Genomic DNA, 25,357 nt, shown 5'->3' with positions numbered 1-25,357 from the left:
ACTCTATAGTAACAAATAATTGGGGAGAATAATCAATGCAAGAACAATTAGAATTCTTCGATATCCCAAGCCCTTGCATTGGTCGATGTGAATCTAATTTACAAGGGTATTGCATTGGTTGTTACCGTAGTCGTCAAGAACGCTTTAGTTGGTCAACGATGAGTCAACAAGAAAAACGAAATGTATTGAGACTTTGTCGACAACGATATTTAAGAGCTCAACAAAAAACAGTGTCTGAAACAGAAAAAGAGAATGAACAGCTGGATTTATTTTAAATTTATTATTTATTTTTAAATTTTAAAATAAAACTAACGTTTTAATATAATTTAATTAGTTTATTGATTGTATTTAGTTAGTTCATTTTATTTAATTTTTAAGGTAAATAATATTCATTGTAAATATTTGTTTTGTTAATGGTTTTTAATTCCGTGAATTGTAAGGTTTTTTTGTTTTCTCGGCTTTTCTTGTGAAATAATAATGATTATTATGTAAAAAAATATAGATTAGTTTTTATAACAAGGTTATTCTTTATAGAGATTCATTCGTGGCGATAAATATACATAATTGGATCTTAAAAATAATTTCCTATCTAATAAATAGGATTCTAATATTATAAAAATAAGATAAAGAGGTCGGCTCATCAATCAATAAATAATGTAATTTACAAAATAGTGTTTTTAAAGAACATATCTAAACTTTGTAAAAGCTGAAAGAAAAGCGAATTTAAGGAGGGATAAGTGGAATCAACATTAGGAGCTGATTTAGCGCGTTTAGTTCGATTATGGCGTGCCTTAATTGATCACCGACTCAAGCCATTAAAATTGACCCAAACTCATTGGGTAACGTTGTATAATATTAGTCAACTGCCTCCAGAACAATCTCAAATCCAATTGGCTAAAGCAATTGGTATTGAACAACCATCATTAGTGAGAACTCTCGATCAGTTAGAAGAAAAAAAATTGATTTGTAGACATACTTGTTCAAGTGATCGCAGAGCAAAGCGTATAACGTTAACAAAAGAATCAGAACCTTTTATTTCAGAAGTTTATGCAGTTATTGAGAAGACACGTCAAGAAATATTAAGTGGTATAAAGAAGGAAGAAATAGACAACTTGATTTATCTTATTAAAAAGCTAGAGAAAAATATAATTAGATTACATGACTAATTAAATTGGGCTAATTTACAGCAATTTTATTTCTAATGGTTTTATTTGTAATAATTCTATTTATTATTTAATTTCAAAGGATTTATTATAATTCTACTAGAGGGTAGATAAGATGATTTTATCTATGAAGTCTATTGTTGATCTTATAATAAAAGCGTTATCAATTAATAATTGATGATAAAAGACGAGTGATTTTTATCATTAATTAAAGATAGATAATGCAATGTTTGAATTAATTAATAAGTTATAAAACTGGTTATTATAAGTAAAATAATTTCTATTAATAAAACAGGCAACTAGAATGGTTGCCTGTTTTGCTTATCACACACCTCAAGTAAATAAACTTAGCGTGGAGAAACGGTGAGATTATTGCCGTTACCAATCACAGCAACACGTTGACCTTGTCTATAGGCAGTATTGTCTGCTTTTTGTACGACAACCACAGTTTTACCGCTATCTAAACGTACTTCCAATTGCACACCCTTGGTTGTGTTTAAAGCACCTTGTGCTTGTTGTCCAGCCATACCACCAGCAATAGCACCCGCTGCGGTTGCTAGGTTACGGCCTGTACCACCACCAATTGTATTACCTAATAAACCACCTAATACGGCACCACCGATAGCACCAAGAACATTTTCATCACTACCGGCTTGAATGTTTACTGCACGTACTGAAACAATGGTGCCATAAGTTACGTTTTGTGCTTGTTTAGCTTGACTTGCTGTATAAGTATCACCTGATAAAGAGCTTGTATTTACACAACCAGCCAGCGTTGTCACAGCAAAAAGACCAACAAGTAAATGCTTAAACATAATTACTCCTAATGGAAATCTGATAATAATTTTTCAGATTATATCAATTTAATTTAATATCAGTTATAGCTTATTTTTTGCATATGTCGACACTGATTTTAATCGTATACCTCTTACTATATAGTAAAGAGCGCAAGTAAACACTGAAGAGATTTCCGAAAAAAAGAATATAACATTATATGTTAAAAAGTTGCATCATCTTGATTATAAGGAAAAGGACATGAAAGCAGGGCGATACATTGGTGTGATGTCTGGTACAAGTTTAGATGGTGTTGATGTGGTATTGGCCGCCATTAGTAATAAACTGGTTGCCCAACAAGCCAACCATTTTTTACCTTATCCTCAAACCTTGCGTCAACGCATTTTAGCCGTTTGCCAAGGCCAACCTGTGACGTTGCATGAGTTAGGCTTATTAGATGCGCAACTGGGTGAGCTATATGCAAAAGCTATTATGGAATTATTAGCGAAAGCGCGATTAAGTGCTGCTGATATCACGGCGATAGGATGTCATGGTCAAACAATTTGGCATGAGCCAGAAAGTGATATCCCGTTTACCATGCAAATTGGTGATAACAATAGAGTGGCTGCCTTGACAGGAATAACCACTGTCGGGGATTTTCGTCGTCGTGATATGGCATATGGTGGGCAAGGTGCACCATTGGTTCCTGCATTTCATCTTGCAGTATTAGGTCATCCTACAGAAAAACGCATTGTGTTAAATATTGGTGGTATTGCCAATATTTCGCTGCTATTACCTGGCGTTGCAGTGAAAGGATATGACACAGGCCCTGGCAATATGCTGTTAGACAGTTGGAACTGGGTTCATAATCAGACAGCCTATGATGATAATGGGCAATGGGCAGCAACTGGAAATGTGAATACCCAATTATTACAGGAAATGCTGGCAGATCCCTATTTTTCTCGTTCAGCGCCAAAAAGTACGGGACGAGAATATTTTAATACCCAATGGTTACATTATCATTTGGCTAAAGTACCCAATGTATTTCCAGAGGATGTACAGGCAACTTTAGTAGAGCTAACCGCTATCAGTATTGCACAGCAAGTACAACTCAATGGTGGATGTGAGCGTTTATTGGTGTGTGGTGGCGGGGCAAAAAACGGTCAAATTATGCATCGTCTTGCTAGTTTATTACCGGGTACAGAAGTCTCGTTAACGGACAAATATGGTCTTAGTGGCGATGATATGGAAGCATTAGCTTTTGCGTGGTTGGCCGCACGAACAATGGCAAATGAACCCGGCAATTTACCTTCTGTTACAGGGGCATCACGAGAAACAATTTTAGGGGCGATTTATCCTACAAATCCTCGATAAGCGTGATATGCTGAGCACAGTATCTCAAAAGAGAGAGTGAAAAATGACAGATCTGGATTTTATTGATGTTGCTGATCTTCGACGTGAATATATGAAAGGTGGATTACGCCGTCATGAATTAACCGAACAGCCATTAGTTTTATTTGAAAAATGGCTTAAGCAAGCTTGTGAAGCTCGCTTAAGTGATCCTACTGCCATGTGTGTGGCAACCGTTGATGAAAATGGACAACCTTATCAACGTATTGTGCTGTTAAAGCACTTTGATGAAAAAGGTTTAGTTTTTTATACCAACTTAGGTAGCCGTAAAGCGAGTCATTTAGAACATAACCAAAGAGTCAGTTTACTCTTCCCTTGGTATCCTTTAGAGCGACAAGTCTGTTTTTTAGGGAAAGCTGAGAAACTTTCAGCATTTGAAGTCGTAAAATATTTCCATAGCCGTCCTAAAGATAGCCAAATAGCAGCTTGGGCATCAAAACAATCTTCTCGCATTTCTGCCCGTGGGGTGCTTGAAAGTAAGTTTTTGGAGTTAAAACAAAAATTTCAACATGGAGAAGTACCTCTACCCAGTTTCTGGGGAGGATATCGAGTCACTTTTGACTCTGTTGAATTTTGGCAAGGTAGAGAAAATCGTCTACACGATCGCTTTATATACCAAAAATCACCAGAAGGATGGTCTATTGAACGTTTAGCACCTTAATTGGGCTAATAAATTTGTATCAAAAAGGCTTTTTCTACTGGTACTTAATGTAGTGGCGCTTTATGCTATACCACTTGTGTTTCACTTATATTTTAAATAGACAAAAAACAATAAACCGATGGAGTCATTGATGTCTAGCAAGAACCTAATCACACAATTGCAGGAGCGTGGGCTTATCGCTCAGGTCACGGATGAGGCAGCTTTAGTGGAGCGTTTGGAGCAAGGTCCTATCGCTCTCTATTGTGGCTTCGATCCTACCGCTGATAGCCTGCACTTGGGGCATTTGGTTCCTTTGCTGTGTTTAAAACGATTCCAACTAGCCGGGCATAAGCCTGTGGCGTTGGTGGGTGGTGCAACGGGTCTTATTGGTGATCCTAGTTTTAAAGCCACCGAGCGCAAACTGAATACCCAAGATACTGTTCACGAGTGGGTAGAAAAAATTCGTAAACAAGTGTCACCTTTCTTAGATTTCGACCGTGGTGAAAACAGTGCGGAATTAGCAAACAACTATGACTGGTTTGGTCAAATGGATGTGCTAACCTTCCTGCGTGATATCGGTAAACACTTCTCTGTGAACCAAATGATCAACAAAGAAGCGGTTAAACAGCGTTTAAACCGTGACGATGTGGGGATCTCTTTTACTGAATTCGCTTATAATCTGTTACAAGCTTATGACTTTGCGTCATTAAACAAAAACCTCGGTGTCGAGTTACAAATTGGTGGCTCAGATCAGTGGGGTAACATTACTTCGGGTATTGATCTAACTCGCCGTTTCAACCAAAAACAAGTATTTGGTATGACAGTACCTTTAATTACCAAATCTGATGGTACTAAATTTGGTAAAACAGAAGGTGGTGCTGTTTGGTTAGATCCGAAGAAAACGAGCCCATATAAATTCTACCAATTCTGGATCAATACCGCGGATGCGGATGTGTATCGCTTCTTAAAATTCTTCACTTTTATGAGCATTGAGGAGATTAATGCACTGGAAGAGGAAGATAAAAACAGCGGTCAAGCACCTCGCGCCCAACGTGTGTTAGCAGAACAAGTTACACGTTTAGTTCATGGTGAAGAAGGTTTAACTGCCGCTAAACGTATTACCGATAGCCTATTTTCAGGAGCTATTGCAGATTTAACGCAAGCTGATCTTGAACAATTAGCGCAAGATGGTATGCCAACTATTGAGTTAGAAAAAGGCAATGATTTACAACAAGCACTGGTCAATGCAGAATTAGTTCCTTCTCGTGGTCAAGCTCGTACAATGATTGGCTCTAACGCAGTATCTATTAATGGCGAAAAACAGGATAATCCTGAATACGTCTTTGAAGAAAAAGATTTCTTATTTGGTCATTATTCCATTTTACGTCGCGGTAAAAAACATTACTGCCTTGTTATCTGGAAATAATTGACAACAAAAGGGCAACAGTAGGTTGCCCTTTTTTGATAACAATAAATAAATGTGTATACCTCGCCTATGATAATAAAGCTTGGGTGTTGTGTGTATTCACAATAATCGGTTTATGTCATGAAAAATATACTCTCTATTCAATCTCATGTAGTTTTTGGTCACGCAGGTAATAGCGCTGCTGAATTTCCAATGCGCCGTATGGGGGTAAATGTTTGGCCTTTAAATACGGTTCAATTTTCCAACCACACACAATATCCAGAAAAATGGACGGGTTGTGTGATGTCGGCAGAGCATATCACTGAGATCGTTGATGGTATCGCTGCTATTGGTAAATTAGCACAGTGTGATGCGGTATTAAGTGGTTATCTTGGCTCGGCAGAGCAAGGCCGACGCATTGTTGATATTGTAAAAAAAGTCAAACAAGCTAATCCTAACGCATGGTACTTTTGTGATCCGGTTATGGGACATCCTGAAAAAGGTTGTATTGTGCCTCCAGAAGTTTCTGGCGTACTTTGTGAAGATGCTTTGCCCATCAGTGATATTATTGCACCCAACTTATTAGAACTTGAAACATTAGCTGGTGGAGCAACGCTGCATAATGTTGACCAATGTGTAAAAGCGGCCCGTCAATTATGCCAGCAAGGGCCTAAAATTGTATTAGTAAAACATTTATCACGAGCAGGCTTTCGTCATGATCGCTTTGAAATGTTACTGGTGACTGCAGATCACAGTTGGCACGTGAGCCGACCGCTGGTTGATTTTGGTGAACGTCAGCCTGTTGGTGTCGGGGATCTAACCAGTGGTTTAATGCTGGTGGATTTACTAAAAGGTGTTGAGCTAAAAACGGCATTAGAGCATGTTGCTGCTGCTGTTTATGAAGTGATGTTAAAAACTAAAGAGATGAATGAGTACGAGTTACAACTCGTCGCCGCTCAAGATCAAATGGTGCACCCAACCCATAACTTCTGTGCAACGCAGTTAGATTAATCATATTGTTAATATAAAGCGGAAGTCATTAATTTCCGCTTTTTATGTTTATTAATGAGACTCGCCTTTATAGCAATCTTACTCTTTTATTAATCCTTCCGTGACTAGTGCACTATGCACATTAGGACGTTGTGCAATACGTGCTAGATAGTCTTGTAAATGGCTTAAGTCGGTTAAATCTAGCGCCACATGAGGTGCCCATTGACTTAACGTAAACAGATACGCATCCGCCACAGTAAAGTGATCACCACAAACACATTTTTGTTTGCTTAGTACATCATTAATATAAACAAATTTACTTTTTAGTTTGTTTTTTACCACAGGGAGATAACTTTCAGGCGTATCAGATGAAAATAGAGGGCTGTAGCCTTTATGAACTTCACTGGCAAGAAAGTTTAGCCACTCAATTTGATGATAACGTTCTAATGCTTTTGGTGGGGCAATAAGATTTCTATCTGGCTTCAGATCGGCAAGATACTGCACAATAGCAACACCCTCCGTTAAAATATCACCATTATCTAATTGAAGAACCGGAACTTGCCCTTTAGGGTTGATGGCAAGAAAATCTTTCCCTGACTCTGTTTTTTTGGTGCGTAAATCAATGCGCTCAATAGAAAAGTCGAGACCCGTTTCACGTAGAACGATATGAGGAGAAAGCGAGCAACTACCCGGCGTGTAGTACAATTTCATCTTAAATAACTCCCTATCAATGAGTGGTGATACCCGTGAAGATAAGAAATATCCTCACTAACATTAGATAATAAGGCGTTATAAGAATTTAGCAAACGCAAATCTGGCAAATAAAATAGGCTTTTGTAAATCTGTGAACAGTACAACTTATTCATGAAAAAAGAAAACCTCGAAGAATTTCGAGGTTTTTAGAAAGAATGTAATGAAATAAAGGGAAATTATTTCAACTCTAATTCATTCATTGCGGCAATGCTAAAACCACCGTCTACGTGAATGATTTCACCGGTGATCCCGCCAGATAAGTCAGAGCATAAGAAAGCTGCAGTATTACCCACATCTTCAGTAGTGACTGTGCGACGTAAAGGGGTGACGGATTCGCAATGATTTAACATTTTACGGAAATCTTTGATACCAGATGCCGCTAAGGTACGAATTGGACCTGCAGAGATACCGTTAACACGAATACCTTCAGGACCCATAGCATTTGCCATATAACGTACGTTTGCTTCTAGAGAAGCTTTAGCTAACCCCATAACATTATAGTTAGGAATTGCACGCTCAGCACCGAGGTAAGTCAGCGTTAATAATGCAGAGTTTGGATTTAACATTGCACGGCTTGCTTTTGCCATTGCAACAAAGCTATATGCACTGATGTCATGGGCAATTTTAAAGCCTTCACGAGTGACAGCGTTAACATAGTCGCCATCTAATTGGTCAGCAGGTGCGAAACCGATAGAGTGAACAAAACCATCATATTTAGGCCAAACTTTTGCTAGCTCTGCATACATTGCGTCAATGCTTTCATCTTTTGACACATCACACTCTAATACGATGTTAGAATTTAATGAGGCTGCAAACTCTTCAACGCGAGGTTTGAGTTTTTCATTCTGATAAGTAAAAGCCAGTTCAGCGCCTTGATCATGCATGGCTTTGGCAATACCATAAGCAATTGATAATTTGCTCGCAACACCAGTAATCAGAATGCGTTTGCCGGTCATAAAGCCCATAGCTGTATCCTTGTTTGTTCGTAAATTGCGATAATAACATCATGCAGAATTTTATTTATCTGTTAGGTTATCACGCTTATTGTTAATAAATCGTGGCTGATTCTACCACGACATTTGTAAATTTGTTTAATTTCCCTTGCACCTCCGAGGAGTTGAAGGAAAAGGGTGAAATAATAAACAATTAATATGATGTTAATGCTGTTTAATATTAAGGTAAATCTTGTCGCCAAGCTTCTGCCGTAAGTGCTTCCCCAAAATGACTAGCCACTAATCGACGAGTCACTTCATGTAAAGGTGATGCTAATACCTCAGCGGTGTTACCACGCTCGACCACTTCACCATTATCCATCACCATGACTTTATCACTAATATGCTTAGTCATTCCTAAATTTTGTGTCACATAGATATAGGCAATTTCATGTGTCTCTTGTAGCTCTAACATCAAATTAATAATTTGTGAACGTAAAGACATATCTAAAGAGGCAATAGCTTCATCCGCTATAATCACCTGTGGCTGTAAAATAAGAGCACGAGCTAAGGCGATCCGCTGGCGTTGTCCTGAGGCAAACATATGTGGATAGTAATTAGCATGTTCTGGTAATAGTCCTACTTGCCGCAAAGTTTGATAAATGCGTTTTTCTCGCTCTATGCCACTAAGTTCGGTATTAAGTCGTAATGGTAAATCTAATGTTTGCCCAATACGCTGACGTGGATTGAGTGAGTTTGTGGGATCTTGAAATATCATCCGAATGCGTTGACTACGATAAGAGTAATCGCCAAAACTTAATTGATGACCGTTTATAAAAATATCACCCCCCGTTGGCTCTGTAACGCCGGATAACATTCTAGCTAATGTTGATTTACCTGAACCATTAGCGCCAATAATCGCCAGTGTTTGCTTCGGTTCAAGAGTGAAACTCACCGGTTTTACCGCTTTCAACTGCTGGCGATGGAATAATCCTGTACGGTAACGAAATGTTTTTGATAAGTTTTTGACTTCAAGTAATTTATCGAACATCTGTCGTCTCCACATTTAATGGGAAATGACAAGCCACCGCATGATTTTTAAATGTACGTAATCGAGGTGCTTCAATACATTGACGTTGTGCATAAGGACAACGGGGGCCTAAACGGCACCCAACAGGTAGGTGCTCTAAAGAGGGGATCGCACCGGGTAGCGTATTTAAACGGCTTTTATGAGGCAAAGAGTTAGTAAAATCAGGAATAGAGCGGATAAGGGCTTGTGTATAAGGATGATAGGGGGTAACCAATAGTTCTTCAGGTATGGCGGTTTCCACGGTCTGACCACAATACATGACCGTAATTTTACTGGCTAATTTACTCATCCACTGCAAATCATGGCTAATTAACAAAATAGTCATATTATTATTTTGATTTAAACGGGTGAGTAAACGAAATATTTGTGTTTGCGTTGCCGGCTCCATCGCATTAGTTGGTTCATCGGCAATCAGTAAACGGGGTTGGTTAGCAATGGCAATGGCTATCATCACTTTTTGGCATTCACCCTCGGTTAACTCATAAGGATAGCTACGCATGATATCTTTATGATCTTTAATACCAACCCGATGAAGTAACTCAATTGCACGGCGTTTTCGCCAATGAAAACGTTGCCACCAGTGGCCTTTAAATGTCCAACCAGGGATTGCTTGAATAAGCTGGTGTTCAATTTTGGTCGCCGGATCAAGACAAGATTGAGGCTCTTGGAAAATCATCGACACATTATGACCAATTACCCGACGACGTGCTCTTGGTGACAATTTAAGTAAATCAATATCATCAAACCGAAAGCGATCCGCAGTCACTTTAATATTATCTTTAGTCACGCCACAAATTGCCTTAGCGATCAAACTTTTTCCGGAGCCAGATTCACCGACTAAACCTCTTACTTCTCCCTCACTGAGGGTAATGGAAACGCGATCTACCGCTTTTACTGGGCCATCGGGTGTCATAAACTCAATAGTTAGGTTGCGTATGTCTAATAACGGCATTATTCCACCCCCTCATTAATGGCACGTTGTAAGCCATCCCCTAATAAATTGACAAGTAATACACTGATCATAATGGTGGCTCCGGGGATAAGGACTGTCCAAGGTGCAGCATAGATTAACTCTAGGGAATCGCCGAGCATCGCCCCCCATTCAGGTGAAGGTAATTGAGCGCCTAAATTCAGAAAACCTAATGCCGTGATATCTAATATTGCGATAGAAAAAGCCCGAGTTAATTCAGAAACCAATACTGGGGTAATATTCGGCAATACGGTATACCATAAAATAGAGATATTTGATGCACCATCAAGACGTGAGGCAATAACGTACTCTTTATTTAATTCATCATTTACCGCTGAATAGATCATTCTCACTAAGCGGGGGAGTAGTGCTAGCCAAATTGCTATCATGGCGTGCTCTAAACTTGCCCCTACAAAAGCGACCACAATAATGGCTAATAAGAGTGATGGAATGGATAACAGTGTATCTAAAATATGATTTAACACTGCGGATTTTAGGCCGTGGGTCATTCCTGCAAGGCAACCCATAATTAATCCCATCAGTGTCGCCGCAAAGGTGACAATAAAAGCGCCACCAAAGGTCATACTCGTACCAATTAAAATACGGCTAAAGACATCGCGCCCTAAATCATCAGTACCAAAAAAGAAGGTGACATTACCGTTTTGATACCAAGAAGGCGGTGTTAATTGATGACCGAAGAATTGTTGGTCGAGTGCATAAGGCGCAATATAAGGACCAACAATACTTAATATTAACAGGAAGATAACACCATAAAAGCCCACCATGGAGAGAATATCTTTAGAAAAACATTGCCAAATCACCGCAGCCGGTGATGGTGTTTTTTTCTCTTTATAAAACTGGCTATCTAAAGGCATATCCCACCTTGTGTTTCATTGGATTACTCATCGCACCGACAATATCTGATAACACATTGACGATGATAACCATTGAACCAACAACCATAACACCGGCTGAAATAGCCGAATAGTCTTGTTGGCGAATGGCCGTTACTAGCCAACGGCCTAATCCTGGCCAGTTAAAAACAATTTCGGTCACCATCGTCAGTGTTAACATGGTAGAAAACTGTAAGCCTAATTTGGGAATAATAGGGGGTAATGCATTATGTAGAATATGACGGCGAATAATAGTAAAGCGTGATAAGCCACGGGTTGCCGCTGCTTTCACATAATTCTCGACCATGATCTCTTCTGTACTATTACGCATTAACCTAATGACTTCCGTAGTAGGAGCAATAGCTAGTGTAGTCACAGGTAGAATTAAATGTTGCAAAACGTTTATGATCATCTGTTGACGATAAGGCGAATCCGATAGCCAAGCATCAACGATTGCGATCCCCGTTATAGGCTGTAAGTTATACAGTAAATCAATACGGCCTGAAACAGGTAGCCAACCTAGCTTTAATGAAAAGAAAAGCGTCAGTAATAATGCAAGACCAAAGACCGGAACTGAAAAGCCCAAAAGTGCGAGATGACTAATAAAAGTATCTGCAGGTTTATTGCGCCATACACCCGCGATGATCCCCGCAGGAATGCCGATAAGCAGGGCAAAGATAAATGCCAGTGCACATAACTCCATAGTGGCAGGAAATGCTTCAATAAGTTGTGCTTTAATGGGTTCGCCATTAATTGAAGAAATTCCAAAATCAAAATGGAACATATTGTGGGTATAAAAAAAGTAGGCATCAAATAAAGAAGCACCACTTAACGGCCCATTGGGTGTGTAATAGCTGAGACTAAAGCTCACCAGTGACAAGAAAAAGAGCGTCACAATTAATAACAGTAAGCGACGTATCGAGTAGATAATCATGGGTTTGTTGTAGCCTCTTGGTTGTGACTATCCTCATCAACTTCTGCTTCGCGATACACACCGGCAAAAGAAGCGTTACCAAATGTACTTAATACAAGTCCTTTAATATCATAACGATAAGCCTGCATACGTAAAGAATTAGCTAATGGTAAAACCGGTAGCTCTTGCGCTAAAATATCTTGTGCTTGGTGATAATAGTCTATACGAGAGGCCAGTTGTTGGCTATAAAGCGCCTGTTGTAGCACATTGTCAAATGCCGGTGAGCACCAATGACTTAAATTGGTTTGCGAACTAATAGCCGCACAACTAAATAATGGGCGGAAAAAACTATCGGGGTCGTTACTGTCCGTTGACCATCCTGATAAAGTCATATCATGAGTTCTATCCATCAAACTGGTTTCTTGATAGCGACCTTCTATAGGTCGAATATTCATTTGGATACCTACTTGGGCTAAATCAGCTTGAATTAACTCAGCCATTTTTAACGGGCTGGGATTATAAGATTGCGGAGCACTGGGGACCCAAAGGTTTAATTTAAGTCCTTCAAGTCCCAACTCTTTTAATATTTGCTTCGATTTTTCAGGATTATATTCGGTAATTTTAGCGCGATTATCATAAGCCCAAGAGGCACGAGGTAAAACCGATGCGGCTGTTTCAGCCGTACCGTAATAAATAGATCCCATTAGTCGTTCATTATTAATCGCATAAGCGATGGCTTGACGCACTTTTAGATCGTTAAACGGTGGCTTATTAGTATTAAACGCAAGATAAGCAATATTCATTCCTGAACGTAATGTAAGGCGTAAACGAGGATCATCACGTAAGACCTTTAATTGGCTTGCCGCAGGATAGGCCAAAACATCACACTCTCCCGTTAAGAGTTTAGATATACGTCCAGTACCGCCTGCACCCGTGTCTATAACCACTTGTTGCATTTTGGGCTGACCTTTCCAGTATTGCTCATTTCTCAGTAATCGAACAAATTGGCCTGGCTGAAATTCATCAAGATAAAAAGGCCCTGAGCCTACAGGTTTCCAATCAAGTTGCGATTGATTACCCGATTTTTCAAGGTTACTGGCATATTCTTCTGAAAGGATAGGCGCATAATGGGTTGCTAAATGCCATAAAAATGAAGCATCAGGAGATTTTAGATTAAATTCAACGGTGTATTTGCCTAACTTTTTAATTGATTTGATATTATCCGCCAAACTTAAACTATCAAAATAGGGGTATTTACCACCATTAACTTGATTATAAGGATTATTGGCAGAAAACATGCGCTCAAAACTAAAGATAACATCGTCTGCGGTGAGTTTACGTGTAGGCGTAAACCAAGGTGTTGTCTGGAATGACACATTTTTACGCAAATAAAAGCGATAAGTTGCGCCATTATCGAGAGACTCCCAACGAGCGGCAATTTCAGGGATCAAACGATAGGTATAAGGGTCAACATCTAAAAGACGATCGTAAAGTTGCGCGGCTAGGGGATCAATAATTAATCCACTGCTCGAAAGTTGAGGATTAAAGGTATTTACACTGCCATCAACACAATAGACAAAGCCATTTTGATGAATGTTTGTAGGCTCTTGCGCGACAGATAGCTCTGTAGCTTTGGTAGCTATCTCTGCCATACAAGTCATACTTATTGAAGCCAGTAGCATAGTACTAATAAGTAAAATAGGGCGCATAATTATGTCTTTTAGATAAACGATTTGGCTATTGTAACTTAAAAAACTGGCTAGCCCAAAATTGTCAAAAAAAACAAATTGAGAAAAATTCTCAATAAAAAGCTTTACAAACGCTAATGATAAAGATTATCATCCGTATTGTCCTTTGGCGATAGAGGTTTTTCGCACAAGGACACGACATTGCTCACATTGCTTCCAGTATTATTTTACTAGCCAGCTCGGGTGCTGGCTTTTTTTTTGTCTGTATTTCATTCTGTCTTTGCTCATCTTATACAAAACTAGACCGACAATTTTATGTGATGTTTTTTTATTAATCCGCGTAATTGATCATAGCTCAATGCTAATTTTTCTGCCGCCATCTTCTGGTTATAACGACTCTCTTTCAATGCTTGCTCTAGTAAGTTTTTTTCTGTGCTATGTTGCCACTGGCGTAAATCTAGCGGTAATGGCGGTAATGAAAAGATCATCTCCTTTTGAGGCTGAGGTTGCTCAGCTATGGTTGAAGACGAAAAGCGCGCAAAAGGGTCGATAATAATATTATCCAGTTCACGCTCACTGGTGCCATGGCGATAAACAGAACGTTCAACCACATTTTTTAGTTCGCGAATATTCCCCGGCCAACGGTAATCTAAAAGAATTTGGCGGGCATTGTCACTAAAACCGGGGAAAAAGGGCAACCCTAACTCTTGGCACATAGCAATCGCAAAGTTTTCAGCCAGTAGCATAATATCGGCTTTACGCTCTCTTAAAGGGGGCAGGCGAATTACGTCAAAGGCCAATCTATCCAGTAAATCAGCACGAAATTTACCCTCGTCCGCCATTGCCGGTAGATCTGCGTTAGTGGCACAGATAAGGCGCACATCGACATGCAGCGATTGACTACCTCCCACTCGTTCTAAATGGCCATACTCAATAACGCGTAGCAACTTTTCTTGCACCAGCATCGGTGCAGTGGCTAGTTCATCAAGAAAAAGAGAGCCGCCATCGGCACGCTCAAAACGTCCTTGATGGCGGTTTTTCGCTCCGGTAAATGCCCCCGCTTCATGACCAAACAGCTCTGAATCAAGCAAATTATCGTTTAATGCCGAACAGTTAATGGAAATAAATGGTCCTTGCCACCAAGGTGATAAATAGTGTAATCGATGAGCGATAAGCTCTTTACCTGTACCACGTTCACCAATAATCAATACTGGTTTTTTGAGTTGAGCGAGGGCTGAGGTTTGTTCTAAAACATCGATAAAATGACTATCAACACCAATTATTGTCTCTAAATTCTCTTGCATTGGTTAAAATCACCATATTGAGGTATTTCTCACCAGTCTATCAGTAGTGTAAAAAATAGGCGAGGAAAAATAAAATGTTATTTATTAATGTGTTAAGTTGTTTTGAAAAGTTGGCACGCAAATTGTATTAACTATAGCAACTGGGCGTTATTGTTAATAACGCTATTTAATCAACACTCAAGGCTATTATTTATCATAGCTATTAAGGATAACATCATGGGTATATTTTCACGTTTTGCTGATATTATTAATGCCAACATCGCTTCTTTGCTGGATAAAGCAGAAGATCCTGAAAAAATGATCCGCTTAATGATCCAAGAAATGGAAGACATGTTAGTTGAGATCAGAACAACTTCTGCACGTACGCTAGCAGAGAAAAAAAGCTTAGAGCGTCGTATTGAGCAAGCAGAAAAACAAATTAAAGATTGGCAAGATAAAGCGGAACTCGCGCTGATTAAAGATAAAGAAGATTTAGCACGTGCGGCGTTAATTGAAAAACAACGTATTGCTTCAATGTGCGATACCTTAAAACATGAACTAATCATCATTGATGAAACATTAGATCGCCTTAAAGGTGAAATCAGTGAATTAGAAAATAAACTGACAGAAACGCGTGCTAAACAGCAATCATTAGTGGTTCGCCACCAAGCTGCAAACTCTTCACGTCAGGTTCGTCGTCAATTAGATAGCGGTAAAATGGATGCGGCAATGGCGCGCTTTGAACAATTTGAGCGTCGAATTGATCATATGGAAGGCGAAGCGCAAAGCTATGGATTAGGTAAAGAAAAATCATTAGAACAACAGTTTGCTGAGCTGAAAGCCGATGATGAAATTAGCGCGCAATTAGCGGCATTAAAAGCTAAAATCAATACTAATAAAGAGTAACAGCAAGCGTAATAACCATCTTATAAAGGATATGTAATGGGCTATATATTTCTGGGAATACCACTGACAATTTTTGTGTTATTTATTCTTCCTATTTGGTTATGGTTGCACTATAACAGCCAAAAAGGGGGAGGGAAGGTTCAGTTAACCCAACAAGAAATGCAGCGACTGAGCGCGCTGGTGGATAAAGCTCAGCAAATGCAGGAACGCATTAAGACATTAGAAGATATTCTTGATGCAGAACATCCTAACTGGAGGCAATCATAATGACGATGCAGAGCAAATCATTGTATCGCTTGCCACAAGAAGGCATGATCCGTGGCGTATGTGCTGGGCTTGCCCATTATTTTAATATTCCTGTGCTATTAGTCAGGGTTATTGCGGTGATTGCACTCTTTGCTGGTTTTTTTGGCTTAACCATTGTTGTTTATCTTGTTTTAAGTTTCTTTATGGAGCCTGCACCTGATAATTATAACCAACATCAGGAACAGCAAGAGGATTTAAAAGCTATTTTAAAAGAAGTGGATAGTCAATTAACAAAAGGTGAAAAACGTTTACAACAAATGGAACGTTATATTACTTCTTCGACTTATCAGCTCAATAAACGCTTTCAAGATTTATAATTTTCTTGCCACTTAATCTAATATGACGCTCCAATACTAGGAGCGTCTTTATTTGGATATAAACCATTTGCTTATTAAGGAGGAATGATGAATTCCACTTTGATACCGACAACCGTTAAAACAAATAAACTCACTAAATGGGCGAAAAAAGGGGTAACATTTGCTTTAACGTTATTAACTTTATTTGGGCCAGCCGCAATAACCGGCGGTATATTAAAACGTGTGAGTTATAAACCGTTACGTTGGTTGGTTCTATTGATAGCTGAGCCTATGATAAAAATGGGGCTAGATAAGTTATCGCGTCACGTGTCTTGGGAGAAACATGAAACGCTTACAAAATGAACTAACTGCACTGATTAATCGAGGCGTAGATAGGCATTTACGCCTCGCTGTTACAGGGTTAAGCCGCAGTGGTAAAACAGCCTTTATTACCTCTTTAGTCAATCAACTCACCAATGTACATAGTGGGGCGCGTTTACCTTTATTTTCTGCGGCACGCAACCAACAGTTATTAGGGGTTAAACGTATACCGCAACATAACTTAAGTATTCCACGCTTTACTTATGATGAAGCTATGGAGTCACTTTACCATACGCCACCTAGTTGGCCTGTTCCCACTAAGGGTGTCAGTGAAATACGTTTGCAATTACGCTATCGCTCTCATGAGTCTTTAACGCGTTTTATAAAAGAAACTTCATCGCTCTATTTAGAAATTGTTGATTATCCCGGTGAATGGTTACTTGATTTACCTATGCTTGAGCAAGACTATTTTGAATGGTCTGAGCAGATGAATAGAGTTAATCAACAACGAACGGCACCTGTGCAACAGTGGCAGTCGTTAATAAAAAAATGTGATCCCTTTGCCCCTGCTGATGAAACGCTGTTAGCCGAGATCGCCGCAGCTTATACTGAATACTTATTAGCCTGTAAAAAACAGGGATTACATTTTATTCAACCGGGACGCTTTGTTTTACCGGGGGAATTATCCGGCGCGCCTGTTTTACAATTTTTCCCTTGGGCTGACTTAACGCAATACGATAGTGCTAAATTAAAAAATGCCGATAAAAAAACGAATATTGGTATGTTAAAAAAGCGCTATGAATATTATGGTCAACATATTGTAAAAGGATTTTATCGCGACCATTTTCAAGGGTTTGACAGACAAATTGTCTTAGTCGATTGCCTACAACCCCTAAATCAAGGTGCGGATGTTTTTAATGATATGAGACAAGCGCTCACACAATTAATGCGCAGCTTTCATTATGGCAAACGAACCTTATTAAGACGTTTATTCTCCCCCTGTATTGATAAACTGCTATTTGCAGCCACTAAGGCTGACCATATCACGCCAGATCAGCATGAAAATTTAGTCTCTTTGTTACAGCAACTTATTCAAGATGCGAAACAGAATGCTATTTTTGAAGGAATAAGCATTGATTGTATGGGGCTTGCTTCTATTGCTGCCACAGAAAGTGGCATTGTCGATCATCATGGTGAAAAAATCCCAGCCGTAAAAGGCTACCGACTAACGGATAATCAGCCGCTCGTTTATTTTCCAGGAGAAGTTCCTAAGAGATTGCCTGAAAAGGCATTTTGGCAAAAGCAAGGATTTAGTTTTGAATCTTTCCGGCCTCAACAAATATCGAGAGACAGTGCCGTTCCCCATATTCGTATGGATAGTGCCTTGGAGTTTTTATTAGGGGATAAACTAAAATGAATGAGCCATTAAAATCACGTATTGATTTTAAACAATCAACCTTACAAAACGAAGAAATTAGCTTAAAAAAAGGGCTTGATTTCAATCAAGATGAACAATTTGTTCCCTACAATCCGCAATTAGAGGCACAGGAAAATGAAGGGCGTTTAGAAGGTGAGATCCAATCGGCCCTAAAGCCTAGAAAAAGTTTATGGAAACGCTTAATAACAGTGGCGAGTACTATTTTAGGTGTTAGTGTTATTGCTCAAGCGGGACAGTGGATCTATCAATCATGGATAAATTCTGATTGGATTGCTTTAGGCGCAGCCAGTGCGGGAGGATTAATTGTTATTGCGGGTATGGGATCGGTAATTACTGAGTGGCGTCGTATTTATCGTTTACGCCAACGGGCTGACGAGCGTGATAAAGCGAGAGAATTACTCTATAGTCATGCAATAGGGAATGGTCGCCCTTTTTGTGAAGATTTAGCCAAACAAGCAGGTATTAATTCACAACATCCTGCTTATATTCGTTGGCAAAGTACATTACATGATACGCATAACGATAGAGAAATTTTAGAATTATATAGCCAATTAGTACAACCGATTTTAGATAAGCAAGCACGGGCTGAAATTAGTCGTTCTGCAGCGGAATCAACCCTTATGATTGCAGTAAGTCCATTAGCAATGGTGGATATGGCGTTTATTGGTTGGAGAAATATTCGGTTAATTAATCGTATTGCACAAATATATGGTATTGAACTTGGTTACTATAGCCGACTAAAGCTATTTCGCTTGGTACTCGTCAATATTGCGTTTGCTGGGGCGACTGAATTAGTGAGAGAAGTGGGAATGGATTGGCTTTCACAAGATTTGGCTGCTCGGTTATCCACGCGTGCTGCTCAAGGTATTGGCGCTGGATTATTAACTGCCCGATTGGGAATTAAAGCAATGGAGTTATGCCGTCCATTACCCTGGATTGATAATAAGCCTAAATTGAGTGACTTTAGAAAAGAGCTTATCGGTCAATTAAAAAATACATTAGGTAATAAGAAGAAAGAGTGAGTTACCTATCAATATATTCTTTAATTCAATATAAATTGAATAGCCTCAACAATAAGTATTATTGTTGAGGTTTTTTTATCGCTAAATTAATTGTTAGTGTATATAAAAGTGATGTGTGCATGAGTGCAAGGGAATAATCTATTTCTATCAAAAAATATACATTTTATTGTTGTAAAGTTAGTTGGTATTACATTGGTAAAAAAATAGTTATAAGTAAAGATTAATAGCTTTAAGGTGCTTGGTTAACTCATTGTATTTGTTTGTTTTTATTTCTTTTTTTAACATTTAGCTAACGTTTTTTCTTTTTTTGATAGTAAAGCTTATTTACTTTAGTATGATAAATAGCGTCAACATAATATAAATGTATAACTGCCATGATGTTTAATATTAAATTATTAGCTGGTTAGTATTTTATATAATAGTGTTTTTATATTAGTTTATATCTAAAGTACGAGGAAAGAAAAATGAAGATTGGAACAATAAAAAAACTTTCAAAACAAAGACGCAAGTTTTATATTGGTTCTTCTTTGAATATTACTCATATTAACCGTCAATTGGCCTTTTTAACGCCTATTTTGGATGATGCAATTGATAAAATAAAATATGCACAACAAAAGCAAGCTCTATTATCACCAATTAAAGAAACGGCACAGATCTTTGAGTATGTAAAAAACAATAATAAAAAGAAAGCAGCGATATATGCACTAGATTATCTCATTTTTTGTTTTTCTCATGGTTGTTGTACAATCAAAAAATTTATAAGAAGAGAACTTATGTTTTTATTGGAAAGGATCAAGCATTTTATCGCTTATGAGTTAAAAGAGATCATTCAACCTTCAACATTTTTCTGTTTTAATTTTTTAAAAGCGTTAAAAAAGCATTTATAATCAAAATATCACCTCTTTTGTGTAAAAATAAATGCTAATAGTGTCAACTTTTGCTGACAAAGCCCTTTATTTAATTGATATTAATGTATAATATCAGCAATTAGTTCAGGGGCACTCAGTATTAAGAAGGTTTAAAATGCGCTTAGAAGTTACCTGTAAAGATCGCATCGGGTTAACCCGCGAATTACTCGATCTGCTTGTATTAAAAAATATCGATTTGCGTGGAATTGAAATCTTTCCTATTGGTCTTATTTATCTAAATTTTTCGCAAATCGATTTTAATATATTTCAACCTTTAATGGCTGAAATCAGAAGAATTGAGGGGGTTATCGATGTTCGTACTGTGGCTTTTATGCCATCAGAGCAAGAGCATCGAGCTATGTGGACACTATTAGAATCAGTACCTGTCCCTGTCTTTTCTATTAATACCAAAGGTCAAATTAAGTTATTAAACCCAGCTACACGGCATCTGTTTGAATTAGATGAAAATGATAAAAATGAAAAATCTTTTAACCAACTGATACCTAACTTTAATATCCATCGCTGGTTAGAACAAAAAGATCCTCATGCTGAAATTATCTCCATCAAATTAAAAAAACAACATTTTGATATGGAGATTGTGCCAATAAAACTGACTGATGATAATCAGTTTAATCATTGTGTTGGTGCACTCATTTTATTGAAATATCGCGGAATAATTCATGAGCATCCGAAATTAATTGTTAATGATAATTCGGGATTTGAACAAGTTATTGCTGTTAGCACCCCCATGAAACAATTAGTTGAACGCGCTAAGAAAATGGCAAAAATGGATGATCCTTTATTATTAGTGGGGGATACGGGGACGGGCAAAGATCTATTTGCTAAGGCTTGCCACTTATTAAGTCCTCGAGCCAGAGAGCCATTTTTAGGCCTCAATTGTGCCTCTATGCCTGATGATGTGGTTGAAAGTGAGTTATTTGGTTATGCGGCAGGTGCATATCCTAATGCTATCGAAGGTAAAAAAGGCTTTTTTGAACAAGCCAATCGAGGCACTGTTTTGCTGGATGAAATTGGCGAAATGTCGCCACAAATGCAAATTAAACTCCTGCGTTTTTTAAATGATGGTACTTTCCGTCGTGTTGGTGAAGAGCACGAAGTTAAAGTTGATGTTCGAATAATTTGTGCAACACAAAAAAACTTATGGGAATTAGTACAAAAAGGGCTATTTAGGGAAGATCTCTACTATCGACTTAATGTATTGACATTAACTCTACCACCGTTGCGGGAAAGAAAAGCGGATATCATGCCGTTAGCACTGCATTTTATTAATCAATATTGTTTAGAGCAGAAAGCATCAAAACCTGTTATTTCCCCTGATTTATCTGCTTATTTAGTACAATATGGCTGGCCTGGTAATGTTCGTCAATTAAGAAATACAATTTATCAAGCCATGGCTCAGTTAGTAGGCAATACATTGCGACCTCAAGATATCGCCTTGCCTGAGCATACTGCGGATACTTTATTTGATGAAGATTTGCTTGAAGGCTCGTTAGATGAAATGACTAAGCGATTTGAAGCTTCTATTTTAAGGCGTTTATATCGTGATTATCCAAGTACACGTAAACTGGCTAAACGTTTAGGTATTTCTCATACCGCGATCGCAAATAAATTACGTGAATATGATTTAACAAGTAAAAAAGCGGATAAAACAGAGAAATAATATTATATTACAATGTGTTAATGGTTTTTATTTAAATAAACGGGCTATATTAGCCCGTTTGTTTTTTACATTACTCGGTATGAATAACGTTATTGTCAATTATTTTAGTACAGCTAATGCTGCGTCATAATTAGGTTCAGTGGTGATTTCATCAACTAATTGGGTGTAGATAACGTTGTTACTTTCATCAAGTACAATCACAGCACGGCTAGTTAATCCCGCTAAAGGACCTGACGTAATCGCGACACCATAGTTTTCTTTAAATTCCGCACCACGCATTGTTGATAATGTGACAACATTATCTAAACCTTCAGCACCGCAAAAACGCGCTTGAGCAAAAGGTAAATCTGCTGAAATACACAGTACAACGGTATTATTTAATTCGTTGGCGACTTTATTAAATTGGCGAACACTCGCTGCACAAACACCAGTATCTACACTTGGGAAAATATTTAATACTTTACGTTTGCCGGCAAATTGCGCTAAAGAAACATCATTTAGATCTTTACCCACTAAAGAAAAATCGGCTGCCTTTTGGCCTACAGTGGGGAAATTTCCAGCTAAAGTCACCGCATTACCTTGTAAAGTCACTTGATGTGCCATTGTTGTTCTCCTTTGTTACTTATTGAACTAACCATTATTAATACTAAATTATTAACGATAATATTCGTTAATGCGTAACCATGATTAAAATTTGTCTACATCTCTAAAATAAAAGAGTGAAAACGGTAAAATTGATAAAATTTTTGCAATCAGTGATTGTGCCTTTTTATCAGGCTTTTATAATTATTAAGTTAACTCGCTTATAGACTACAGGACGAAACAGACATGCGCAAAATATTCGTTATATCATGTGCACTTGTCGTTCAAGGATTGCTCATATCACAGGCTAATGCGGCAGTGGTGCCATCAGGAACGATACTCGACAAAAAACAGGAAGTAGTGCGACATTTAAAAGATGAACCCGCATCACTTGATCCCATTAATGCCGTAGGTTTAACGGAGGCTCAAGTTCAACGAGACTTATTTGAAGGATTAGTGATAGAAGATGAGCGAGGGCGTCCCATTCCTGGAGTGGCACAATCATGGCGAACAGAAGACAACCGGGTTTGGATTTTTACATTACGTGATAATGCTAAATGGTCAAATGGCGAAAAGGTGACGGCTTCTGACTTTGTTTATAGTTGGCAAAGATTAGTTGATCCAAAAAATCTTTCTCCTTTTGCTTGGTATGCATCCCTAGCTTCTATTGAGAATGCCCAAAAAATTATTGATGGTAAATTAAAACCAACCGCGTTAGGTGTGGAAGCCATTGATGAAAAAACGTTAAAAGTTACCTTAGAACGACCTGTTCCTTATTTCCCTAGTTTAGCGACCAATTTTTCACTTTATCCTGTACCTAAACACACAATCGAAAAATACGGTTCAGAATGGATCAAAGTAGGTAATTTAGTCGGCAATGGGGCTTTTATACTAAAAGATCGCGTTGTGAATGAGAAAATTGTGTTAACGCCAAACCCTTACTATTGGGATCACCACAATACGGTGTTAACCAAAGTCACTTTTGTGCCTATTAATCATGAATCACAAGCGACTAAACGTTATTTAGCTGGGGATATTGATATTACAGAGTCTTTTCCTAAACACTTATATCACAAATTGATGAAAGATATTCCTGATCAAGTGTATATCCCTGAGCAGTTAGGTACTTACTATTATGCATTTAATACACAAGCAGGGCCTACCAAAGATATTCGGGTTCGCAAAGCGTTAGCTATGGCAATTGATAGAAAAATTATTACTGACAAAGTCCTTGGTACTGGAGAAAAATCAGCGAATCGCTTTACTCCTGATGTGACGGCTAATTTTACGCCTGAGCCAACACTATATGATGAATACAGTCAGGATGAATTAGATAGCCAAGCAAAAATATTGTTATCAGCAGCCGGCTATGGTCCTCATAATCCTTTAACTCTCTCTCTGCTTTATAATAATTCAGAAAATCATCAAAAGATCGCCATTGCTGTCGCTTCTATGTGGAAGAAAAAGTTAGGCGTAAAGGTAAACTTACGCAATCAAGAGTGGAAAACTTATATTGATAGTCGTAATTCAGGTGATTTTGATGTGATAAGAGCGTCATGGATAGGCGATTACAATGAACCCTCCACATTTTTATCTTTATTAGGTTCTAAGCATGCTGGAAATATCCCAAAATATCAGAGCCAGCAATATGATGAGATTTTAGTCCAAGCCAATATGACGACAGATGAAGAGGAAAGAAATCGTCTCTATAATCGTGCAGAACAGGTTATTGCGGAAGAGGCGCCTATTGCCCCTATCTATCAGTATACTAATGGTCGTCTAATCAAACCTTGGCTAAAAGGTTATCCCATTGAGAATCCTGAAGATGTCGCTTATAGCCATATGCTGTATGTTATAAAGCATTAAATAAGTGTTACAGGCAATAAGATAAGAAAGCCAAAATATTAGCAAAGAGTACGTAATGATTATTGCGTACTTTTTTTTAGGGGAAGAGAGATAGAGAAAAAAAATCCCTCTGTTATGAAACAGAAGGAGACTCAAAAGGAATAAACATTGCAAAATTATGTTAATATAATTTTGCATGAATGTTTTGACTAATCGTGCAGTTGATGCAAAGTATAAATTTATACTTTTTATTTATAGGTATAACTACTTAATATAGCTTTATAATTATAATTTCAGTGGTCAGTAAACGTATTTTAACAACAAATAAAATTGATAAGATTATTTTTAACTTATGTTATCGCATATTTATAAAACATTAAAAACGATAGCCTAAGGATAATTGGATACTATTTAGTCTAATATTATGTTTGTTTGACTCAGTATCTGAATGTAAATAGCCAAGATTAATGCCTACATTTTTTCTAAGGCTATAATCAATACCCGCTTGAAACATCACATTGGTGGTGTCGACGATAATGGTATCGGTTACCGCAACGCCTGAATAACTTTTATCAACTCGATATTTTAATTTTTTAGGCCCCATTTGGGCGTAGATAGCCAAAGAAGGTGTAATTCGATACGTTGGGCCTATTAATAATGCAGAAACCTTTGCATGTTCATCTTTTGTGCCTAGCTTAAGTGAGCTAGCGTCTATAAAATGGCTTTGATGTGTTGACTTGATATGCAGTAATGAAAGTAACATTCCCCAGTGAATATCGGATCCATAGTGATAACTTATTATTGCACCATTTGCTTTGTGGTTTTTTATTTTTCCATATATGTAACCGCCATAAATTGCCTGATTATTCTCAAAAGCATGTAGTGATGGAGAGAAAGGTAAAATAAAGCTTATAAATAAAATAAGATTTTTTTTCATTATCGCGTATCTAATTTGTTGGAGATGGCGATATTTTTAGTGAGTTAATAACATATTTCAAGTTAATTTCTTTGGAATGATTCTTAAAAAAAACTAGCATTCTTATTGAGTTAAAAGAAATTATTTTGGTATTAATAGAAGGGTAATTACTATAATTTTAGATAATATAAGATATTTTATAAATAATCGTTATTATTATTGGATCTTATTT

26 protein-coding genes are annotated in these 25,357 nt (G+C 37.9%); 15 read left to right on the top strand and 11 right to left on the bottom strand.

Features of this window, described 5'->3' with window-relative positions:
* The first annotated feature begins 35 nt into the window (after positions 1–35).
* Together PMI_RS06720 and slyA are read left to right on the top strand one after the other, a co-directional pair.
* A complete protein-coding gene (locus tag PMI_RS06720; protein ID WP_004243130.1) occupies positions 36–275 on the top strand; it encodes a DUF1289 domain-containing protein in 240 nt (79 codons plus the stop codon).
* A 462-nt stretch (positions 276–737) separates the two neighbouring features.
* On the top strand, positions 738–1,166 hold the full coding sequence (gene slyA, locus PMI_RS06715) for a transcriptional regulator SlyA (protein WP_004243123.1): 429 nt from the start codon (positions 738–740) through the stop codon (positions 1,164–1,166).
* A 344-nt stretch (positions 1,167–1,510) separates the two neighbouring features.
* On the opposite strand, the gene PMI_RS06710 is transcribed toward slyA, so the two are convergent.
* The gene (locus tag PMI_RS06710; protein WP_004243121.1) at positions 1,511–1,978 is read right to left on the bottom strand and encodes an outer membrane lipoprotein; all 468 of its coding nucleotides are present in this window, start codon (positions 1,976–1,978) and stop codon (positions 1,511–1,513) included.
* Between the two features lie 220 nt (positions 1,979–2,198).
* Between PMI_RS06710 and anmK the strand changes: the two genes are divergently transcribed.
* The 4 genes from anmK to pdxY all read left to right on the top strand — a co-directional run bounded on the left by anmK (position 2,199) and on the right by pdxY (position 6,403).
* Positions 2,199–3,311: an anhydro-N-acetylmuramic acid kinase gene (anmK, locus tag PMI_RS06705; RefSeq protein WP_004243120.1), complete on the top strand. Its 1,113-nt coding sequence runs from the start codon at positions 2,199–2,201 to the stop codon at positions 3,309–3,311.
* 43 nt (positions 3,312–3,354) lie between these two features.
* Positions 3,355–4,008: a pyridoxamine 5'-phosphate oxidase gene (gene pdxH, locus PMI_RS06700; protein WP_004243118.1), complete on the top strand. Its 654-nt coding sequence runs from the start codon at positions 3,355–3,357 to the stop codon at positions 4,006–4,008.
* 130 nt (positions 4,009–4,138) lie between these two features.
* Complete coding sequence (tyrS, locus tag PMI_RS06695; RefSeq protein WP_004248155.1) at positions 4,139–5,413, top strand: tyrosine--tRNA ligase; 1,275 nt, start codon at positions 4,139–4,141, stop codon at positions 5,411–5,413.
* 120 nt (positions 5,414–5,533) lie between these two features.
* On the top strand, positions 5,534–6,403 hold the full coding sequence (gene pdxY, locus PMI_RS06690; RefSeq protein ID WP_004248153.1) for a pyridoxal kinase PdxY: 870 nt from the start codon (positions 5,534–5,536) through the stop codon (positions 6,401–6,403).
* Positions 6,404–6,481: 78 nt separating this feature from the next.
* Here pdxY and gstA read toward each other — a convergent pair whose 3' ends face one another.
* The 8 genes from gstA to pspF all read right to left on the bottom strand — a co-directional run bounded on the left by gstA (position 6,482) and on the right by pspF (position 14,925).
* Entirely contained in the window at positions 6,482–7,093 is a 612-nt protein-coding gene (gene gstA, locus PMI_RS06685; protein WP_004248152.1) for a glutathione transferase GstA, read from the bottom strand.
* 218 nt (positions 7,094–7,311) lie between these two features.
* A complete protein-coding gene (fabI, locus tag PMI_RS06680) occupies positions 7,312–8,100 on the bottom strand; it encodes an enoyl-ACP reductase FabI (protein ID WP_012367980.1) in 789 nt (262 codons plus the stop codon).
* A gap of 208 nt (positions 8,101–8,308) precedes the next feature.
* Positions 8,309–9,118: a putrescine export ABC transporter ATP-binding protein SapF gene (gene sapF / locus PMI_RS06675; protein WP_004243110.1), complete on the bottom strand. Its 810-nt coding sequence runs from the start codon at positions 9,116–9,118 to the stop codon at positions 8,309–8,311.
* The gene (sapD, locus tag PMI_RS06670; RefSeq protein WP_004243109.1) at positions 9,108–10,109 is read right to left on the bottom strand and encodes a putrescine export ABC transporter ATP-binding protein SapD; all 1,002 of its coding nucleotides are present in this window, start codon (positions 10,107–10,109) and stop codon (positions 9,108–9,110) included. Before sapD ends, sapF begins: the two co-directional genes overlap by 11 nt.
* Positions 10,109–11,002, bottom strand: coding sequence for a putrescine export ABC transporter permease SapC (gene sapC, locus PMI_RS06665; protein ID WP_004243108.1), 894 nt, complete (start codon positions 11,000–11,002; stop codon positions 10,109–10,111). The genes sapD and sapC overlap by 1 nt, the downstream gene beginning before the upstream one ends.
* Positions 10,989–11,954, bottom strand: a complete 966-nt coding sequence (sapB, locus tag PMI_RS06660; protein ID WP_004251015.1) for a putrescine export ABC transporter permease SapB — start codon at positions 11,952–11,954, stop codon at positions 10,989–10,991. Before sapB ends, sapC begins: the two co-directional genes overlap by 14 nt.
* A complete protein-coding gene (sapA, locus tag PMI_RS06655) occupies positions 11,951–13,642 on the bottom strand; it encodes an ABC transporter substrate-binding protein SapA (RefSeq protein WP_004243105.1) in 1,692 nt (563 codons plus the stop codon). The genes sapB and sapA overlap by 4 nt, the downstream gene beginning before the upstream one ends.
* Before the next feature lie 278 nt (positions 13,643–13,920).
* A complete protein-coding gene (gene pspF, locus PMI_RS06650; RefSeq protein WP_004248148.1) occupies positions 13,921–14,925 on the bottom strand; it encodes a phage shock protein operon transcriptional activator in 1,005 nt (334 codons plus the stop codon).
* A 216-nt stretch (positions 14,926–15,141) separates the two neighbouring features.
* Here pspF and pspA point away from each other — a divergent pair, with 216 nt between their 5' ends.
* From pspA to tyrR, 8 genes are all read left to right on the top strand, one after another.
* Positions 15,142–15,810, top strand: a complete 669-nt coding sequence (gene pspA / locus PMI_RS06645) for a phage shock protein PspA (RefSeq protein ID WP_004243102.1) — start codon at positions 15,142–15,144, stop codon at positions 15,808–15,810.
* 36 nt (positions 15,811–15,846) lie between these two features.
* On the top strand, positions 15,847–16,077 hold the full coding sequence (gene pspB, locus PMI_RS06640; protein ID WP_004243100.1) for an envelope stress response membrane protein PspB: 231 nt from the start codon (positions 15,847–15,849) through the stop codon (positions 16,075–16,077).
* Positions 16,077–16,433, top strand: a complete 357-nt coding sequence (gene pspC / locus PMI_RS06635; RefSeq protein ID WP_004243099.1) for an envelope stress response membrane protein PspC — start codon at positions 16,077–16,079, stop codon at positions 16,431–16,433. Before pspB ends, pspC begins: the two co-directional genes overlap by 1 nt.
* 87 nt (positions 16,434–16,520) lie before the next feature.
* Entirely contained in the window at positions 16,521–16,775 is a 255-nt protein-coding gene (pspD, locus tag PMI_RS06630) for a phage shock protein PspD (protein WP_232504910.1), read from the top strand.
* Positions 16,756–18,150, top strand: coding sequence for a YcjX family GTP-binding protein (locus PMI_RS06625; RefSeq protein WP_004243096.1), 1,395 nt, complete (start codon positions 16,756–16,758; stop codon positions 18,148–18,150). Before pspD ends, PMI_RS06625 begins: the two co-directional genes overlap by 20 nt.
* Positions 18,147–19,193, top strand: coding sequence for a YcjF family protein (locus PMI_RS06620; RefSeq protein ID WP_004243095.1), 1,047 nt, complete (start codon positions 18,147–18,149; stop codon positions 19,191–19,193). The genes PMI_RS06625 and PMI_RS06620 overlap by 4 nt, the downstream gene beginning before the upstream one ends.
* A 464-nt stretch (positions 19,194–19,657) precedes the next feature.
* The gene (locus PMI_RS06615) at positions 19,658–20,080 is read left to right on the top strand and encodes a hypothetical protein (RefSeq protein ID WP_012367978.1); all 423 of its coding nucleotides are present in this window, start codon (positions 19,658–19,660) and stop codon (positions 20,078–20,080) included.
* Between the two features lie 136 nt (positions 20,081–20,216).
* Entirely contained in the window at positions 20,217–21,782 is a 1,566-nt protein-coding gene (gene tyrR, locus PMI_RS06610; protein WP_004243093.1) for a transcriptional regulator TyrR, read from the top strand.
* A 99-nt stretch (positions 21,783–21,881) separates the two neighbouring features.
* Here the strand turns inward: tyrR and tpx are convergent, their stop codons facing one another.
* Positions 21,882–22,385 carry a thiol peroxidase gene (gene tpx, locus PMI_RS06605; protein ID WP_004243092.1) on the bottom strand — a complete coding sequence of 168 codons (504 nt, stop codon included), beginning with the start codon at positions 22,383–22,385 and terminating at the stop codon, positions 21,882–21,884.
* 225 nt (positions 22,386–22,610) lie between these two features.
* Between tpx and PMI_RS06600 the strand changes: the two genes are divergently transcribed.
* Positions 22,611–24,230 (top strand): peptide ABC transporter substrate-binding protein, encoded by a 1,620-nt coding sequence (locus PMI_RS06600; protein ID WP_012367977.1) that lies wholly within the window; start codon positions 22,611–22,613, stop codon positions 24,228–24,230.
* A 355-nt stretch (positions 24,231–24,585) separates the two neighbouring features.
* Here the strand turns inward: PMI_RS06600 and PMI_RS06595 are convergent, their stop codons facing one another.
* Positions 24,586–25,146 (bottom strand): outer membrane beta-barrel protein, encoded by a 561-nt coding sequence (locus PMI_RS06595; RefSeq protein WP_004243090.1) that lies wholly within the window; start codon positions 25,144–25,146, stop codon positions 24,586–24,588.
* Positions 25,147–25,357: the final 211 nt, after the last annotated feature.

Source organism: Proteus mirabilis HI4320 (genome assembly GCF_000069965.1).
Taxonomy (GTDB): domain Bacteria; phylum Pseudomonadota; class Gammaproteobacteria; order Enterobacterales; family Enterobacteriaceae; genus Proteus; species Proteus mirabilis.
Note: the sequence above shows the minus strand (reverse complement) of the source record. Positions and strands in the feature narration are given on the sequence as shown.